The following is a 16,021-nucleotide window of genomic DNA, read 5'->3' on the forward strand; positions in this document are numbered from 1 at the left end:
GTGTGACGACGGGCTAGTCTCCTCCACGCCCCTCTGCATTTCAGTTTTTGTTGAATGCCGCCGGGTTGCCCCGACGGCTTCGGCGCCATTAACCGCCGGCTTGCTTGAGCTGCTCCAGGATGGCGGGGTTTTCCAGGGTGGAAACGTCCTGGGTGACTTCCTCGCCCTTGGCCAGGGAGCGCAGCAGGCGGCGCATGATCTTGCCGGAACGGGTCTTCGGCAGGTTCTCGCCGAAGCGGATGTCCTTGGGCTTGGCGATGGGGCCGATTTCCTTGCCCACCCAGTCCTGCAGTTCCTTGATGACGCGCTTGGCATCGTCGCCGTTGGGACGGGCGCCCTTCAGCACCACGAAGGCGCAGATGGCTTCGCCGGTCAGGTCGTCGGGACGGCCCACCACAGCGGCTTCGGCCACCAGGGGGTTGGCCACCAGGGCGGATTCGATTTCCATGGTGCCCATGCGGTGACCGGACACGTTCAGCACGTCGTCAATACGGCCGGTGATGGTGAAGTTGCCGGTCTTGGCGTTGCGCACGGCACCGTCGCCAGCCAGGTACAGGCGGCCGCCCAGGTCATCGGGGTAGTAGGACTTCTTGAAGCGCTCCGGATCGCCCCAGATGGTGCGGATCATGGAAGGCCAGGGCTTCTTCACCACCAGGAAACCGCCCTTGCCCCACTCCAGCTCGTGGCCGGTCTCATCGACGATGGCGGCCTGGATGCCGGGGAACGGCAGGGTGCAGGAACCGGGCACCAGGGGGGTGACGCCGGGCAGCGGGGTGATCATGTGGCCGCCGGTTTCGGTCTGCCAGAAGGTATCAACGATGGGGCAACGGCCGCCGCCGATTTCGTTGTAGTACCACATCCAGGCTTCGGGGTTGATCGGCTCGCCGACGGAACCCAGCAGGCGCAGGGAGGTGAGGTCGTACTTCTTCGGCAGGTCGCCGCCGGCCTTGATCAGGGAACGAATGGCGGTGGGGGCGGTGTAGAAGATGGAGACCTTGTGGTCCTGAATCATCTTCCAGAAACGGCCGGCATCCGGGAAGGTGGGCACGCCTTCGAAGACGATTTCAGTGGCGCCACAGGCCAGGGGGCCGTAGGTAATGTAGGTGTGGCCGGTGACCCAGCCGATGTCGGCGGTGCACCAGAAGACATCGTCAGGCTTGATGTCGAAGGTCCACTTCATGGTCAGGGCAGCATGCAGCAGGTAGCCGCCGGAAGAATGCTGGACGCCCTTGGGCTTGCCGGTGGAACCGGAGGTGTAGAGCAGGAACAGGGGATGTTCGGCTTCGACCCACTCGGGTTCGCAGATGTCGGTCTGGCCGGCTTCGGCATCGGACCACCAGGTGTCGCGGCCAGCCACCATGTTGCAGGCACCGCCGGTGCGCTTGGCGACGATGACGGTCTTGATCGGGCTATTGGCGCCGAGCAGGTTCAGGGCTTCATCGACGGCGGGCTTCAGGGGGATGTTCTTGCCGCCACGGGTCTGCTCGTCGGCGGTGATGACGGCGACGGCGCCGGCATCCAGGATGCGTTCTTCCAGGGACTTGGCGGAGAAGCCGCCGAAGACCACGGAGTGGATGGCGCCGATACGGGCGCAGGCCTGCATGGCAACGATGCCTTCGATGGACATCGGCAGATAGATAATGACGCGATCACCCTTCTTGATGCCCTTGGCCTTCAGCGCGTTGGCGAACTTGGCCACGCGGGAGAGCAGTTCCTTGTAGGTCACCTTGGAGACGGCACCGCCGTCGGCTTCGAAGATGATGGCGACCTTGTCGCCCAAGCCGGCTTCGACGTTCTTGTCGAGGCAGTTGTAGGAGACGTTCAGCTTGCCGTCCGGGAACCACTTGTAGAAAGGAGCATTGGATTCATCCAGCACGGTGGTGAAGGGCTGCTGCCACACCACGTGTTCCTTGGCCAGACGGCCCCAGTAACCGGTGTAGTCGGTTTCCGCTTCCTTGCACAGGGCCTCATAGGCGGCCATGCCGGAAATCGTCGCCTGCTTCACCACAGCTTCGGAAGGGGGGAAGACACGGTTTTCAACGAGAACGGATTCGATCTGGGACATACTCATCTCCTCTGCATTGTCTGCAATTGCAAAAATTGATGCGTCGAGAGCTAAACGTCGGCCTTGTCGGCGGACGAAAGTCGCACATTTATTAGGTAATTTTGCGACTCGCCGTTTTTCCGCGGCCCCGGGAAGTTGATCGCCCGGAAAGCCCCGTGAATGGCCGCGATTAAACCCCTCCTTTCTTACAAACCCCTTACACACCTTCGCTGCGCCGCAACATAAAAGAGCACAAAAATCAGCCACCTAGACATGCTAAAATCCGCGCTCCCAACGGTTCCAACAACCTTGCAACGCACAAAGATGAATTCCAAATTTCAAAACAATATGGAACGCCTGATCTTCTCCAGCCGCTGGCTGCAGGCGCCGCTCTATCTCGGCCTGATCGTTGCCCAGGGCATCTACGTGGTGCAGTTCATGATGGAACTGTCCCACCTGGTGGCCGATATCGCTCACCTGGACGAAGCCAAGACCATGCTCATCGTCCTTGGCCTGATCGACGTGGTGATGATCGCCAACCTGCTCATCATGGTCATCATCGGCGGCTACGAGACCTTCGTCTCCCGCCTCGACATCGAAGGCCACCCGGACCAGCCGGAATGGCTTTCCCACGTCAATGCCGGGGTGCTCAAGGTCAAGCTGGCCACGGCCCTGATCGGCATTTCCTCCATCCATCTGCTGAAGAGCTTCATCAATGCCGCCCAGCTGGAGGACCGGGTCCTCACCTGGCAGGTCGGCATCCACATCGTCTTCGTTTTCTCCGCGTTCATGATGGCCATCACCGATAAAGTCATGAACCAGACCCTCCACCTCCAATCCAAGCACTGAGGAACCCAGCATGAGCGCCATCCGCCAGGAAGACTTGATTCAGTCCATCGCCGACGCATTCCAGTACATCAGCTACTACCACCCCCTGGACTACATCAAGGCCCTGGGCGAAGCCTACGAGCGTGAGGAATCCCCCGCCGCCAAGGACGCCATTGCCCAGATTCTGACCAACTCCCGCATGGCCGCCGAAGGCCACCGCCCCATTTGCCAGGACACCGGCATCGGCATGGTCTTCCTCAAGGTCGGCATGAACGTCCGCTGGGACGACGCCACCATGAGCCTGCAGGAAATGGTCAATGAAGGCGTACGCCGTGCCTACGCCAACCCGGACAATCCCCTACGCGCCTCCGTGCTGGCCGACCCGGCCGGTGCCCGCAAGAACACCAAGGACAACACCCCGGCCGTGGTGCACTTCGAGATCGTCCCCGGCGACCACGTGGAAGTGATCTGCGCCGCCAAGGGCGGCGGCTCCGAAGCCAAGTCCAAGTTCGCCATGCTCAATCCCTCTGACGACCTGGTGGACTGGGTCCTCAAGAAGATCCCCGAGATGGGCGCCGGCTGGTGTCCTCCCGGCATCATCGGCATCGGCATCGGCGGCACGCCCGAGAAGGCCATGCTGCTGGCCAAGGAATCCATCATGGCCCCGGTGGATATCCATGAGCTGAAGGCCAAGGCCAACGAGTTTGCCAAGACTGGCGCCAAGCTGACCCGGGCCGAAGAACTGCGCCTGGAACTGTACGAGAAGGTGAACGCCCTGGGCGTCGGCGCCCAAGGCCTGGGCGGCCTCACCACTGTGCTGGACGTGAAGGTGCTGGACTACCCCTGCCACGCCGCCAACCTGCCCGTGGCCCTGGTGCCCAACTGCGCCGCCACCCGTCACTGCCACTTCCACCTGGATGGTTCCGGCCCCGCCAAGATCGAGCCGCCCAAGCTGGAAGACTGGCCCGCCGTGACCTGGACCCCGGACCTGAAGGCCGCCACCCAGGTCAATCTGGATACCCTGACCAAGGAAGAAGTCGCCTCCTGGAAGCCGGGCCAGAAGCTGCTGCTCAACGGCAAGATGCTGACCGGCCGCGATGCCGCCCACAAGCGCATTGCCGACATGCTGGAAAAGGGCGAAAAGCTGCCGGTGGACTTCACCAACCGCGTCATCTACTACGTGGGCCCCGTGGATCCGGTGCGTGACGAAGTGGTCGGCCCTGCCGGCCCCACCACCGCCACCCGCATGGACAAGTTCACCCGCATGATGCTGGAGAAGACCGGTCTCATCTCCATGATCGGCAAGTCCGAGCGCGGCCCTGTCGCCATCGAAGCCATCAAGGACAACAAGTCCGCTTACCTGATGGCCGTGGGTGGAGCTGCCTACCTAGTGGCCAAGGCCATCAAGAGCGCCAAGGTGGTGGGCTTTGCCGACCTGGGTATGGAAGCCATCTACGAGTTCGACGTGCAGAACATGCCCGTCACCGTGGCGGTGGATTCCTCCGGCACCAGCGTGCACAACACCGGCCCGAAGGAATGGCAGATCAAGATCGGCAAGATTCCGGTCAAGGCCTAAGCACCTCGCGTTAGACCACCGATCGCCATGTGGCGCCGCATCCGCGTCCTCGCCCTGCTGCTCATCCTGGCGTCGGTGGCTTTCTCGGCCTGGCATGGCAAAGCCAATGCCACGGCCTGGAAAGGCACCTTGCAGGTGGCTGTCTTCCCCCTCGCGGCGGATGACAGCCCTGCCACCCGCCGTTATATCCAGCGGCTGAACGACAGCAGTTTCACCCCCATCGCCGATCATCTCAACGCCGAGGCAGCCCGCCACGGCGTCGGCGTACCTCGCCCCATTTCTGTCACCCTGGGCCAGGAAATCGGCCGTCTGCCACCGTCCCGCCCCCAGCAGGCCTCCCTGCCCGCCGCCATGCTGTGGAGCCTGCAACTGCGTTACTGGGCCTGGCAAAACACCCCGGAAATGCGTCCCCAGCCCCAGGTGCGCCTCTATCTGCTCTACCACGACCCGGCCCTGCGCTCGCTCCTGCCCCATTCCAGCGGTCTGGAGAAGGGCATGCTGGGCGTCGTCCATCTCTTCGCCGATACCCGCCAGACCACCCAGAACCACGTGGTGGCAGCCCATGAGCTGCTCCACACCCTGGGCGCCAGCGACAAGTACGACCCCGCCACCGGCCTGCCCCGCCATCCGGACGGCTACGCCGACCCGTATCTGGAACCCCTGTTGCCCCAGACTGCGGCAGAGCTGATGGGGGGCCGCATTCCCGTCAGTGCCAGCCGGGCCGAGATTCCCGATGACCTCGAGCAGACCCTGGTGGGCCTCACCACTGCCCGGGAAATCGGCTGGCGGCGCTGATCCGCCACCCCTATTCGCGGCTGTAGCAACCCCCTTCCTTCAACACTTCTCATCGTCTCGTCCATGACCATCGAACGCTTTGGCACCACGCCCCGTTACTCCGACGTGGTGGTTCATGACAACACCGTTTACCTGGTGGAAGTCGCCGCTACCCTGGAGGCCGATGCGGCCACCCAGACCCGGGAAATCCTCGCCAGCATCGAGCAGTTGCTGGCCCGCGCCGGCAGCGGCAAGGACCGCCTGCTGCAGGTCACCATCTACCTGGCCGACATGGCGGATTACGACGCCATGAACGAGGTCTGGGATGCCTGGCTGCCTCCCGGCTGCGCCCCTTCCCGGGCCTGTATCCAGGCCCGTCTGGCCAAGCCGGGCTACAAGGTGGAACTGGTGGTGACGGCGGCCCGGTAAAATAGCGTCATGATCGGCGTTTTCGACAGCGGTATCGGCGGCCTCTCGGTGCTCGCCGCCATTGCCCGCACCCTCCCCGGCGCAGACCTCACCTACCTGGCGGATACTGCCCACGTGCCCTACGGCCCCCGCAGCGATGCCTTCATCCAGGGCCGGGTACTGGCCATCGGCCATCACCTGGCCGCCCAGGGCTGCGGCCTTATCGTCGTTGCCTGCAACACGGCCACCGCCGCCGCTGTGCAGGCCCTGCGGGCCGAGCTGCCCCAGATTCCCGTGGTGGGGGTGGAACCCGGCGTCAAACCGGCCGCCCAGAGCAGCCGCACCCGGCGCATCGCCGTGCTGGCCACCGAATCCACCGCCCGCTCCGAACGCCTTGCCCGCCTCATCCGTACCCATGCCGAAGGCGTCCAGGTACTGGTGGAGCCCTGCCCTGGCTGGGCCACCCGGGTGGAAACCCGGGATTTCGACAGCCCCGCCTTCCGCCAGGAAATGGCGGAAAAGGTGGAACGCCTGCTGGCCGCCGGAGCCGACCGTTTGGTGCTTGGCTGCACCCATTACAGTTTTCTCTCCCACCTGCTGACACCGCTGCTGCAAGGCCGCGCCGAACTGGTGGATGTGGCCGCCCCAGTGGCCCGCCAGGCCCAGCGCCTGGCCGGCCGGGCCGCCGGTGGCCAGGGCCGGCTGCTGCTCCAGGCCACGGCCCGGCCCGAGCAGTTGCGCCATAGCCTGCCCGCCCTGGGCCTGGGCTGGCTGGCAGAACGGACTCGAGAATCCGCCTGCCTGGCCGCCGTCTGACCCCCTGTCACGGCAGCGTCACATCCCCTGATTAAGCTGGCGGCCAACCATGCCGCAAGTACGTTCCCTCTTCATCTCCGATGTCCATCTGGGCACCCGGGCCTGCCAGGCGGATCAGCTCCTCGATCTGCTGCGGGAGTATCCCTCCGAGTATCTCTACATGGTCGGCGACATCGTGGACTTCTGGTCCATGAGCCGCGGCGTGTTCTGGACCTCCACCCAGAACACGGTGGTGCAGAAGATCCTGCGCCGGGCCCGCCACGGCGACAAGGTGGTGCTGATTCCCGGCAACCATGACGAAGCCCTGCGGGAACATGACGGCACCGACTTCGGCGGCATCCAGGTGCGCAACGAGCACGTGCACACCGCCGCCGACGGCCGGCGCTACCTGCTCATCCACGGCGACGAATTCGATCAGGTGACCCGCTACCACCGCTGGGTGGCCATCCTCGGCGACATGGCCTACAACGGCCTGGTGCGCATCAATACCAGCCTCTCCTGGGTACGCCGCCGCCTGGGCATGCGCGGCTACTGGTCCCTTGCTGGCTATGCCAAGCGCAAGGTAAAAACCGCCATCAACTTCATTTTCGATTTTGAGGATTCGGTGATCCGCGCCGTGCGCGAACGGGGCCTGGACGGCGTCATCTGCGGCCACATCCACTGGGCCGCCCTGCGGGAGCGGGACGGCATCGCCTACATCAACTGCGGCGACTGGGTGGATTCCTGCACAGCCATCATCGAACACCTGGACGGCCGCATGGAACTGATCGAATGGGGCGCCGCACGCAAGACCCAACCCCGGCAACCTCAGCTCGACCATCTGGAAGGCGAGGTCGGCGATTTTCCGCCTCCCGTACTGCCCATGCCAGCATCGAAAACCCAGCGGGATTAAGTCTGCCAGGCTTTAGCCCGCCCGCCGGGCGCCCGAGTACAATGCGCGGCTCCGGAAAACACTCACACGCCGCCATGTCCCCCGCATCGCCTAGCCCTGCCTCCCGCCCCCGCTGGGTACTCGATACCAATGTGGTCCTCGACCTCTACATGTTCGAGGAGCCCAGCCTGCAGCCCCTGGCCCGGGTGCTGGCCGAGGGCCGGGCCGTGGCCCTGGCCAACAGCGCCACCCTGGACGAACTGGCCCGGGTGCTGGCCTATCCCCAGTTCAAGGTGGATGAGGCGCGCCAGGCGGTTATCCACGCCCGTTACGCCGCCCTGGTGGAACGTCAGGCCGATGGCCTGGAAGCACCGCCCCTGCCCCAGTGCCGGGACCGGGACGACCAGAAGTTCATCGAACTGGCCGTGACCGCTCAGGCCGATTGGCTGCTTTCCAAGGACAAGCTGGTGCTGAAGATGGCCAGGCGCCGGGGCAGCCTGGGCGACCTGCGCATCCTGGCGCCCTTGTCGGCCCTGGCCCTGCTAGAAGCGGAGCCTACCAAAGTGCAGCCCGGGACAGCGCCATAAGCACCACCGCCTGCCGGGCCATCACACCTGGCCGATGGCCAAAAAAGGGCTAACATGAAGATATCGTTCTGAGAGGAGGTTCTTATGGTCAATGCCGTTTCCGGTAACGCATCCAGCCAGAGCAGCAACGTTCAGTCTTCCCAGAAGGCCCCCGACGTCCGTCAGGCCGAAGAGGAGAAGCGCCGCCAGCGGGCTCAGGAAAAACAGGCCCCCACCCAGGAGGCCAGCAAGGTTTCCCTCGGCCAGCAGGGTGCTTCCGCCAGCGTCGCGCCCAGCCAGTCGCCGGGCCAGATGTACGCCGCCGTGGCCAAGATCAAGTAAGCTGCCGCCCTGTTCTGTCTGCCATGCTGCCGCCCTTCGGGGCGGCAGCATCATTTCCGCCATGTCAAAAAAACCGCGCACCCCACTTGTTACCCCCTGCCCCTGCGACTCCGGCCTGGACTACCGCCAGTGCTGTGCCCCATTTCATGACGGCCAGCCTGCGCCGACACCGCAGGCCCTGATGCGCTCCCGTTACAGTGCTTACACCCTGGGACTGACCCCCTACCTGATGGACACCTGGGCGCCGGAAACCTGTCCGCCGGACCTGGACGCCCACACAGCGCCGCAACCCAAATGGCTGGGCCTGGAAGTCAAGGAAGAGACCCAGACCGGCGATACTGGCACGGTCCGTTTCATCGCCCGCGGCAAGATTGGCGGGCGAGCCTTTCGGCTGGAAGAATTGAGCCGCTTCGTGCGGCGTGAGGGCCGCTGGCTATATGTCGATGGGGATATTTCGGAGTAATGGGGCAGCCAAGAAGCCCCGAGAGCATCCGGGAACCACTTAATCCGTGACTTTACTTACATAAGTCATAGAACATTTCGGCTACACTGGCCTCTGGTTGTTAATTGCCAGATTCGCCACCCGCCCTCCATGACGCCCTATCGCACCAACGCTGCCATGCCTCACCCGACCTGCGCTGATTGTGAGCACGCACTGGGCGTTCCCCAGGAGCCAGACGTCGTCGCCTGCTCAGCCCATCTGGAGTATTTTCCGGCAGACAAGCTGGCCACCTGCTCCGCTTTTGCCTACCACCCCCAACATCACTGCCGCTCCGCTCGGCAGGACTAAGAGCGCCATCCGCTCCTGGGGCTTCAGGCACCAGGCATTACCTTCCAAGCTGTACCCGGCACTGCCCGCATCCACTGCGGACAGCAGGGTCAGGTCATTTTTCTAGACCACTCAGTCCTTGCGCCGCAGAGCCACGTGCCCCTGCACCATGGCGGGCACCCGTGTCCGCAACTCCTCCCCGGGGGCAGAGGCCAGCCAGTTGTTGAACAGCCCGGCAGTGAAGGACACCGTGTCGTAGGCCAGGGCTTCCGCATCCAGGCCAGCCCGCAGATAGCCCCGCTCCGCCGCCCGGGTATAGACGTCCTTGAGCTTGGCAAGAAAGCCCAGGCAGGGCTTGTTCACCTCCAGCAGGACCGGCGCGAACTCATCCACGTATTCGCAACGCAGGGACATGATCTCGAAGGTCTGCTGCACCGTGGGGCTGCTTTCGATAATCTCGAAAAAGGTCAGCAAGGAACGCTCGATGGCGTCCAGCGGATTGGGAATATCTTCCGCCAGGAGATAGACATCTACCTGATCCAGCACCTTGAGGGACTCTTCCCGCATGGCGTAGAACAACTCCGCCTTGTTGGCAAAATGCCAATACACCGCACCCCGGGTAACGCCGGCAACCCGGGCCACCTTCTCCAGGGAGGTGCGACTGACACCGCACTCGTGAAACACGGTACGGGCAGCGTTGATGATTTCCTGGCGGGTCTGCTCTGCTTCCGCCTTGGTTTTTCTGACCATGGATACCTCATTGAGCCATTGCCGGCAGCGTTGTAGCGCCGGCTGGCGCGAACCTAATCGGCGCACTGGGAACAAACACTTTTCCCCCTCACCGATACATTCCGTTACATGTAGGTGTATTTACATACAAACTTGATTGTATATAATCTCGACAATAATTCAAAGTCCGGAGTTGTTTCCATGTCGTCCACCCAAGCCTCCCAATCTCCCTTCCGCCTGCGCCCCGCGGCCGTTGCCGCCCTGGTGCTGACCCTGGGCCTGACCGCCTGCTCCGGCGACAACGCACCGCCCCAGGCCGGCGGCCCCCAGGCCCTGCCGGTGACCGTGCTGGAAATGCAGCCCCAGAGCCTCCCTGCCGCCGTCGAACTGATGGCCCAGACGGAAGGCGCCAAGGAAACCGAGGTCCGGGCACGGGTCGGGGGCATTCTGGTGAAGCGTCTTTATGAGGAAGGCTCCCTGGTGAAGGCGGGCCAGCCCCTCTTCCAGATCGACCGGGCCCCCTATGAGATCGCCCTGGCTGAAGCCAAGGCCAAGGCCGAGCAGACTGCCCGGGAGGAAGGCCGCCTGAAGGGCCTGCTGGCCCACCAGGCAGTGAGCCAGAAGGAATATGACGACGCGGCCTCCAACAATGCCATGGCCCAGGCGGCCCTGCGCCAGGCCCAGCTGAACCTTTCCTGGACCACCGTCACCGCCCCCGTGGCCGGCACCTCCGGCCGGGCCGTCAAATCCGAGGGCAACCTGATCAATACTGCCGACGCCAGCCTGCTCACTTCCGTGTACCAGTCCAACCCCATGTGGGTGCGTTTCGGCCTCTCCGAATCCGATGCTGCCAGCCTGCCGGGCGGCCAGTTGAAGGCCGACATGGTCAGTGGCGTCGAACTGATCCTGCCGGACGGCTCGGTCTACGACAAGCCGGGCAAGATCAACTTCCTCGCTTCCACCATCGACCCCACCCTGGGCACCCAGCAGTTGCGGGCCGAATTTGACAATAAGGAAGGCAAGTTGCTGCCGGGTCAGTTCGTCCGTGTGCGCCTGCTCACCGCAGTTCGGGAGGGTGTCTTCCTGGTGCCCCAGGCCGCCGTCGTCCAGACCGAGCAGGCCCGTCTGGTGATGGTGGTGGATGCGGAAAACAAGGTTGCTCCCCGCCCCGTGCAGACCGCCGAATGGCGCGGCAAGGACTGGGTCATCACCGGCGGCCTGAAGGCCGGCGACAAGGTCATTGTCGATAACCTGATGAAGGCCCGCCCCGGCACCCCCGTTGCCCCCCATGGACCCCAGGCTGCGCCAGGTGCACCGGGTGCTGCCCCGAGTGCTGCCCCCAGCGCCGCCCCGGCCCCGGCTGCCGCCAAGCCCGCCGACACCCCTGCCGCCCCCGCCGCCAAGCCGGCCGCAGAAGAAGCCAAGACGCCCGCCCAGCCTGCCGCTCAAGGCAAGCAATAAGCCGCGCCAGAAAAGGAACCGGACACCGACATGTCACGCTTTTTCATCAGCCGACCGATCTTCGCATCGGTCATCTCCATCATCATCGTCATCGCCGGGATCATGGCGGCGCGGGTTCTGCCTATCGCCCAATACCCGGAAATCGCACCACCGACGGTGATCATTTCCGCCACCTACCCCGGCGCCTCCGCCGAAACCCTGGCCAAGACCGTGGCCGGCCCTATCGAAGAGCAGCTCTCCGGTGTTGAAAACCTGATGTATTTCAACTCCACCGCCGCTGCCAACGGCACCCTCACCATCACCGCCAACTTCGAGGTGGGTACCAACATCGACATGGCCACGGTGAACGTGAATAACCGGGTGAAGATCGCCGAGCCGCGCCTGCCGGATGTAGTGCGCCAGTACGGGGTGACCGTGCAGAAGCGCTCCAACGACATCCTGATGGTGGCCACCATCACCTCGCCGGACAGCAGCCGCACCCCCCTCTTCCTCTCCAACTATGCCCTGGTCAACATCCTCGATGACCTGAAGCGCATTCCCGGGGTGGGCGATGCCCAGATCTTCGGCGCCCTGGATTACTCCATGCGCCTCTGGCTGAAGCCGGACCGCATGGCCCAGCTGGGCGTGACGACGACGGAAATCTCCAACGCCATCGCAGCCCAGAACAAGCAGAACGCTGCCGGCAAGATCGGCCAGGAACCGGCCCCCAACGGCCAGCAACTGGTCTATACGGTGACCGCCAAGGGCCGCCTGAGCTCCCCCGAAGAGTTCGGCAATATCGTCATCCGCGCCAATGGCCCCAAGGGTGCCCTCTACCTGAAGGACGTGGCCCGGGTGGAGCTGGGTGCGCAGAACTACGATGCTTCCACCGCCCTGCTGGGCAAGCCCGTGGTCGGCGTCGGCGTCTTCCTGCAATCGGGCGCCAATGCCCTGGAAGTAGCCGACAAGGTGAAGAAGCGCATGGAGGAACTGAAGGAGAAGTTCCCCACCGGCGTCGATTACGTCATCCCCTTCGACACCACCAAGTTCGTCCAGGCCTCCATCAAGGAAGTGGTCCATACCCTGGTGGAAGCCCTGATCCTGGTAGCCCTGGTGGTCTTCATCTTCCTGCAGAACTGGCGCGCCACCCTGATTCCCCTGGTGGCCGTGCCGGTCTCCCTGATCGGCACCTTCGCCGGCCTGTGGCTGTTCGGCTTCTCCATCAATACCCTGACCCTGTTCGCCATGGTGCTGGCCATCGGTATCGTGGTGGATGACGCCATCGTGGTGCTGGAGAACGTCGAGCGCCTGATGTGGGAAGAGAAGATGAAGCCGCGGGAAGCGGCCATCGAAGCCATGCGTGAGGTTTCCAGCGCCGTGGTGGCCATCGTCCTGGTGCTCTGCGCGGTGTTCATCCCCGTCGCCTTCCTGGGTGGCATCGCCGGTAAGCTGTACCAGCAGTTCGCCGTGACCGTGGCCATCTCCGTCACCCTCTCGGGCATCGTCGCCCTGACGCTGACGCCCGCCCTGTGCGCCCTGCTGCTCAAGGAAAAGCACGAGGAAGCGGCCGTCTTCAAGCCTTTCAACCGCCTCTTCGACCGTTTCACCAAGTCTTACACCAACATGGTGAACAAGACCCTGCACCACCGCATCATCGGTACCGTGGCCTGCGTCATCATCCTGGGCGGCTCCATTGCCATGTTCCGCATGGTGCCCGGCGGCTTCGTGCCGGCGGAAGACCAGGGTTACCTGATCAGCGCCCTGATGCTGCCCGATGGCGCCAGCCTGCAGCGCACCCGGGCCACCGGCGAGCAGTTCCAGACCATGATCAAGCAGGACGAGGCTGTGGACAAGGTTTTCGTCATCGCCGGTAACGACATTATCGGCGGCGGCATGAAGCCTAACGCCGGCACGGTCTTCATCCCCCTCAAGGATTGGGATGAGCGCCAGGGCAAGGCCGACGATCTGGCCAAGAAATTCACCGGCATGGGCATGATGCTGCCGGACGGCCTGGGCATCGTGTTCAACCCACCCGCCATTCGCGGTCTGGGCGCTGCCGGCGGCTTCGAGGCCTACGTGCAGGCCCGGGGCGACGCTAGCCCACAGAAGCTGGCCGGCGTCGTGCAGCAGTTCATGGACGGCCTGAAAAAGCGGCCGGAGCTGGTGGGCATCAACACCTTCTTCCGCCCCACCTCGCCCCAGCTGAACGTGGAGGTCAATGAAGCCAAAGCCATCTCCATGGGCATCGCCGTGGCCGACGTGTACCAGACCCTGCAAGCCACCATGGGCACCCTGTACATCAACGACTTCAACCTCAACGGCCGCACCTACCGGGTGCAGCTGCAGGCCGACGCTGCCTACCGCAGCAAGCCGGAGGATCTGGGCCGGGTGTACGTGCGCTCCGCCAGCGGTGCCATGGTGCCCGTCTCCGCCCTGATCAAGGTCAAGTCCCTGGTGGGTCCGGAGCAGCTGGAGCGCTTCAACGGCTTCCTCGCCGCCAAGGTCATGGGCAACTCCTTGCCCAAGGTCAGTACCGGCGACGCCATCCGCATCGTCGAAGAAGTAGCCAAGGAAACCCTGCCCGCTGGCTACGAGCTGGCCTGGACCGGTCAGGCCTTCCAGGAAAAACGCACCGGCACCACCTCGGCCATCGCCTTCGGTTTCGGCATCATCATGGTGTTCCTGATCCTGGCAGCCCAGTACGAGAAGTGGTCCCTGCCCCTGGCGGTGATCATGGCCGTGCCCTTCGCCCTCTTCGGCGCCCTGGCGGCAGTAATGATCCGTGGTATGCCCAACGACATCTACTTCCAGATCGGCCTGGTGGTGCTGATCGGTCTGGCGGCGAAAAACGCCATCCTGATCGTGGAATTCGCCGCCCAGAAGCGGGCCGAAGGCCTGGCCGTACTCGATGCGGCCCTGGAAGGCGCCCGCCTGCGCTTCCGCCCCATCGTCATGACTTCCCTGGCCTTCATCCTCGGCGTATTCCCGCTGGTCAAGGCCACGGGCGCCGGTGCTGCAGCCCGCAAATCCATGGGTACCGGGGTGTTCGGCGGCATGCTTGCAGCCACCTTCATCGCCACCATCTTCATCCCCATGTTCTTCAGCTGGCTGTCTGGCCGCCGCGCCAGCCTGCCCGAGGGTGCCTACCACCACGTTCATAAAGAAGAGGAGGCCAAGTAATGCGCCGCCCTGACATCACTCGCCCCGCGACCCGCCTGCCGGCCCGCACCCTGGCCGCCAGCCTGGTGCTCGCCGCCCTGGCCGGCTGCGCCGTGGGCCCTGACTACAAGCGCCCCGACGCAGCCCTGCCGGATAACTTCAACGCCACCACCGTGGCCCAGACCGATGCCACGGCACCGATCCAGAAGGAATGGTGGACCCTGTTCCAGGACCCCATCCTCAACGATCTGGTGGCCAAGGCCCTGAGCCAGAACTTCGACCTGCAGGCCGCCGTGGCCCGGGTCGAGGAGGCCGAAGGTTTATCCCGGGAAGCGGGCGCCGCCTTCTTCCCCCAGATCGACCTGAATGCCGGAGCTTCCCGCAACGAAATCAGCCTGCGCACCGAGCCGCCCCCGGCGGCCAACACCCTGCGCACCCGGGACAACCGCAAGGCAGCCCTGGCCACCTCCTTTGAGATCGACGTCTGGGGCAAGCTGCGCCGCGCCAACGAAGCCGCCCGGGCCCAGCTGCTCTCCAGCCGCTATACCCGGGATACGGTGGAGCTTTCCGTCGCCAGCCTGGTGACCAACAGCTATCTCAGCCTGCGGGCCGCCGACGCCAACCTGGCCCTGACCCGCAGTACCGTGGAAAGCCGGGAAAAGGCCTTCGCCATCGCCAAGAGCCGCCAGGAAGGCGGCGCCGCTTCTCCCCTGGACGTGAATCAGGCGGAGAGCACCCTGGCAGCCGCCCAGGCCCAACTGGCCGACCTGCGCCGCCAGCGCACCCTGGCGGAAAACCAGCTGGCCCTGCTCACCGGGCAGCCCGGCCTGGCCATCGCTGCCGGCGACCTGCGCCAGCTGCCCCTGCCGCCGGTGCCCCCGGCAGGCCTGCCCTCCTCCCTCCTGGAAGGCCGCCCCGACGTGCGCCAGGCCGAAGAGGACCTGATCGGCGCCAACGCCCGCATCGGCGTGGCCAAGGCCGCCCTCTTTCCCAGCCTCTCCCTCACCGGCAGCCTGGGCAGCGAGAGTGCCGCCTTGTCCAACCTGTTCAGTTCCGCTGCCGGCGCTTGGACCCTGGGCCTCGCCATGACCATGCCCATCTTCGATTTCGGCCGCAATGCCGCCCGTATCGACCAGGCCACGGCCAAGCAGAAGCAGGTGCTGGTGAGCTACCAGAAGACGGTGCAGACCGCCTTCAAGGAAGTGAACGATGCTCTGGTCAGCCTGCGCGAGAACGGCGAAGGCGAGCAGGCCCAGGAACGGCGCGCCAAGGCGGCAGCCAAGACCCTGGAACTGTCCCAGCTGCGCTATGAGGCGGGTTATTCCCCCTTCCTGGAAGTGCTTGATGCCCAGCGCAGCGCCAACGAAGCCCAACTGGCCTACATCGCCACCCGCCAGGCGCGCCTGGCATCGGCGGTGGACCTGTTCAAGTCCCTGGGCGGCGGCTGGAAGGACGACTTCAAGGCCGAATCCCTGAAGAACAGTGGCACCAGCGCCACCCCGGCGCCGGTGGCCGAGGCCCGCTAAGCGCCGGCCGGGAAGTGACTCCCGGAATCGGCACCCCACCCCCGAGGCCAGTGCCCCCCCGCGCTGGCCTCTTGCAGCCCCCGGAATCCCCCTTCCGGGGGCTCTTTTTTTCCGGATTTCCAATGAGCCATTGCTCATCCCGTCAGGCCGGAACGACAGGATCGCGAATTACC

The 16,021-nt window shown here is 64.5% G+C and carries 14 protein-coding genes; 12 read left to right on the forward strand and 2 right to left on the reverse strand.

Annotation, left to right across the window (positions count from 1 at the left end; translation table 11 throughout):
* Window positions 1-88: 88 nt before the first annotated feature.
* Window positions 89-2,065 (reverse strand): acetate--CoA ligase, encoded by a 1,977-nt coding sequence (gene acs / locus AZSI13_RS11010; protein ID WP_109041208.1) that lies wholly within the window; start codon window positions 2,063-2,065, stop codon window positions 89-91.
* 327 nt (window positions 2,066-2,392) lie between these two features.
* Between acs and AZSI13_RS11015 the strand changes: the two genes are divergently transcribed.
* The 9 genes from AZSI13_RS11015 (at window position 2,393) to AZSI13_RS11055 (ending at window position 8,688) form a co-directional block, all read left to right on the forward strand.
* Window positions 2,393-2,893, forward strand: coding sequence for a TIGR00645 family protein (locus AZSI13_RS11015; protein ID WP_235609737.1), 501 nt, complete (start codon window positions 2,393-2,395; stop codon window positions 2,891-2,893).
* Window positions 2,894-2,903: 10 nt separating this feature from the next.
* On the forward strand, window positions 2,904-4,448 hold the full coding sequence (locus AZSI13_RS11020; protein ID WP_109041210.1) for a fumarate hydratase: 1,545 nt from the start codon (window positions 2,904-2,906) through the stop codon (window positions 4,446-4,448).
* A 27-nt stretch (window positions 4,449-4,475) separates the two neighbouring features.
* Window positions 4,476-5,243 carry a hypothetical protein gene (locus tag AZSI13_RS11025; RefSeq protein WP_109041211.1) on the forward strand — a complete coding sequence of 256 codons (768 nt, stop codon included), beginning with the start codon at window positions 4,476-4,478 and terminating at the stop codon, window positions 5,241-5,243.
* Between the two features lie 63 nt (window positions 5,244-5,306).
* A complete protein-coding gene (locus AZSI13_RS11030; protein ID WP_109041212.1) occupies window positions 5,307-5,651 on the forward strand; it encodes a RidA family protein in 345 nt (114 codons plus the stop codon).
* Window positions 5,652-5,660: 9 nt separating this feature from the next.
* The gene (gene murI / locus AZSI13_RS11035; RefSeq protein ID WP_109041213.1) at window positions 5,661-6,446 is read left to right on the forward strand and encodes a glutamate racemase; all 786 of its coding nucleotides are present in this window, start codon (window positions 5,661-5,663) and stop codon (window positions 6,444-6,446) included.
* Between the two features lie 49 nt (window positions 6,447-6,495).
* A complete protein-coding gene (locus tag AZSI13_RS11040) occupies window positions 6,496-7,338 on the forward strand; it encodes a UDP-2,3-diacylglucosamine diphosphatase (protein ID WP_109041214.1) in 843 nt (280 codons plus the stop codon).
* Between the two features lie 74 nt (window positions 7,339-7,412).
* Window positions 7,413-7,904 carry a putative toxin-antitoxin system toxin component, PIN family gene (locus tag AZSI13_RS11045; protein WP_109041215.1) on the forward strand — a complete coding sequence of 164 codons (492 nt, stop codon included), beginning with the start codon at window positions 7,413-7,415 and terminating at the stop codon, window positions 7,902-7,904.
* An 84-nt stretch (window positions 7,905-7,988) separates the two neighbouring features.
* Window positions 7,989-8,225, forward strand: a complete 237-nt coding sequence (locus AZSI13_RS11050) for a hypothetical protein (RefSeq protein ID WP_109041216.1) — start codon at window positions 7,989-7,991, stop codon at window positions 8,223-8,225.
* 61 nt (window positions 8,226-8,286) lie between these two features.
* Window positions 8,287-8,688 (forward strand): YchJ family protein, encoded by a 402-nt coding sequence (locus AZSI13_RS11055; RefSeq protein WP_109041217.1) that lies wholly within the window; start codon window positions 8,287-8,289, stop codon window positions 8,686-8,688.
* A 438-nt stretch (window positions 8,689-9,126) separates the two neighbouring features.
* On the opposite strand, the gene AZSI13_RS11060 is transcribed toward AZSI13_RS11055, so the two are convergent.
* Window positions 9,127-9,744 carry a TetR family transcriptional regulator gene (locus AZSI13_RS11060; RefSeq protein ID WP_109041218.1) on the reverse strand — a complete coding sequence of 206 codons (618 nt, stop codon included), beginning with the start codon at window positions 9,742-9,744 and terminating at the stop codon, window positions 9,127-9,129.
* Between the two features lie 180 nt (window positions 9,745-9,924).
* Here AZSI13_RS11060 and AZSI13_RS11065 point away from each other — a divergent pair, with 180 nt between their 5' ends.
* Genes AZSI13_RS11065 through AZSI13_RS11075 form a run of 3 tightly spaced genes read left to right on the forward strand, consistent with a single transcriptional unit; the run spans window position 9,925 to window position 15,848 of the window.
* Window positions 9,925-11,184 carry an efflux RND transporter periplasmic adaptor subunit gene (locus tag AZSI13_RS11065; protein ID WP_109041219.1) on the forward strand — a complete coding sequence of 420 codons (1,260 nt, stop codon included), beginning with the start codon at window positions 9,925-9,927 and terminating at the stop codon, window positions 11,182-11,184.
* A 30-nt stretch (window positions 11,185-11,214) separates the two neighbouring features.
* The gene (locus tag AZSI13_RS11070; protein ID WP_109041220.1) at window positions 11,215-14,343 is read left to right on the forward strand and encodes an efflux RND transporter permease subunit; all 3,129 of its coding nucleotides are present in this window, start codon (window positions 11,215-11,217) and stop codon (window positions 14,341-14,343) included.
* Window positions 14,343-15,848, forward strand: coding sequence for an efflux transporter outer membrane subunit (locus tag AZSI13_RS11075; RefSeq protein WP_109041221.1), 1,506 nt, complete (start codon window positions 14,343-14,345; stop codon window positions 15,846-15,848). Before AZSI13_RS11070 ends, AZSI13_RS11075 begins: the two co-directional genes overlap by 1 nt.
* Window positions 15,849-16,021: the final 173 nt, after the last annotated feature.

Source organism: Azospira sp. I13, from assembly GCF_003112695.1.
Taxonomy (GTDB): Bacteria; Pseudomonadota; Gammaproteobacteria; order Burkholderiales; family Rhodocyclaceae; genus Azospira.

Coding starts and splice junctions, on each gene's coding strand:
- acs (WP_109041208.1), bottom strand. CDS start 2,065: ATGTCCCAGATCGAATCCGTTCTCGTTGAAAACCGTGTCTTCCCCCCT.
- AZSI13_RS11015 (WP_235609737.1), top strand. CDS start 2,393: ATGGAACGCCTGATCTTCTCCAGCCGCTGGCTGCAGGCGCCGCTCTAT.
- AZSI13_RS11020 (WP_109041210.1), top strand. CDS start 2,904: ATGAGCGCCATCCGCCAGGAAGACTTGATTCAGTCCATCGCCGACGCA.
- AZSI13_RS11025 (WP_109041211.1), top strand. CDS start 4,476: ATGTGGCGCCGCATCCGCGTCCTCGCCCTGCTGCTCATCCTGGCGTCG.
- AZSI13_RS11030 (WP_109041212.1), top strand. CDS start 5,307: ATGACCATCGAACGCTTTGGCACCACGCCCCGTTACTCCGACGTGGTG.
- murI (WP_109041213.1), top strand. CDS start 5,661: ATGATCGGCGTTTTCGACAGCGGTATCGGCGGCCTCTCGGTGCTCGCC.
- AZSI13_RS11040 (WP_109041214.1), top strand. CDS start 6,496: ATGCCGCAAGTACGTTCCCTCTTCATCTCCGATGTCCATCTGGGCACC.
- AZSI13_RS11045 (WP_109041215.1), top strand. CDS start 7,413: ATGTCCCCCGCATCGCCTAGCCCTGCCTCCCGCCCCCGCTGGGTACTC.
- AZSI13_RS11050 (WP_109041216.1), top strand. CDS start 7,989: ATGGTCAATGCCGTTTCCGGTAACGCATCCAGCCAGAGCAGCAACGTT.
- AZSI13_RS11055 (WP_109041217.1), top strand. CDS start 8,287: ATGTCAAAAAAACCGCGCACCCCACTTGTTACCCCCTGCCCCTGCGAC.
- AZSI13_RS11060 (WP_109041218.1), bottom strand. CDS start 9,744: ATGGTCAGAAAAACCAAGGCGGAAGCAGAGCAGACCCGCCAGGAAATC.
- AZSI13_RS11065 (WP_109041219.1), top strand. CDS start 9,925: ATGTCGTCCACCCAAGCCTCCCAATCTCCCTTCCGCCTGCGCCCCGCG.
- AZSI13_RS11070 (WP_109041220.1), top strand. CDS start 11,215: ATGTCACGCTTTTTCATCAGCCGACCGATCTTCGCATCGGTCATCTCC.
- AZSI13_RS11075 (WP_109041221.1), top strand. CDS start 14,343: ATGCGCCGCCCTGACATCACTCGCCCCGCGACCCGCCTGCCGGCCCGC.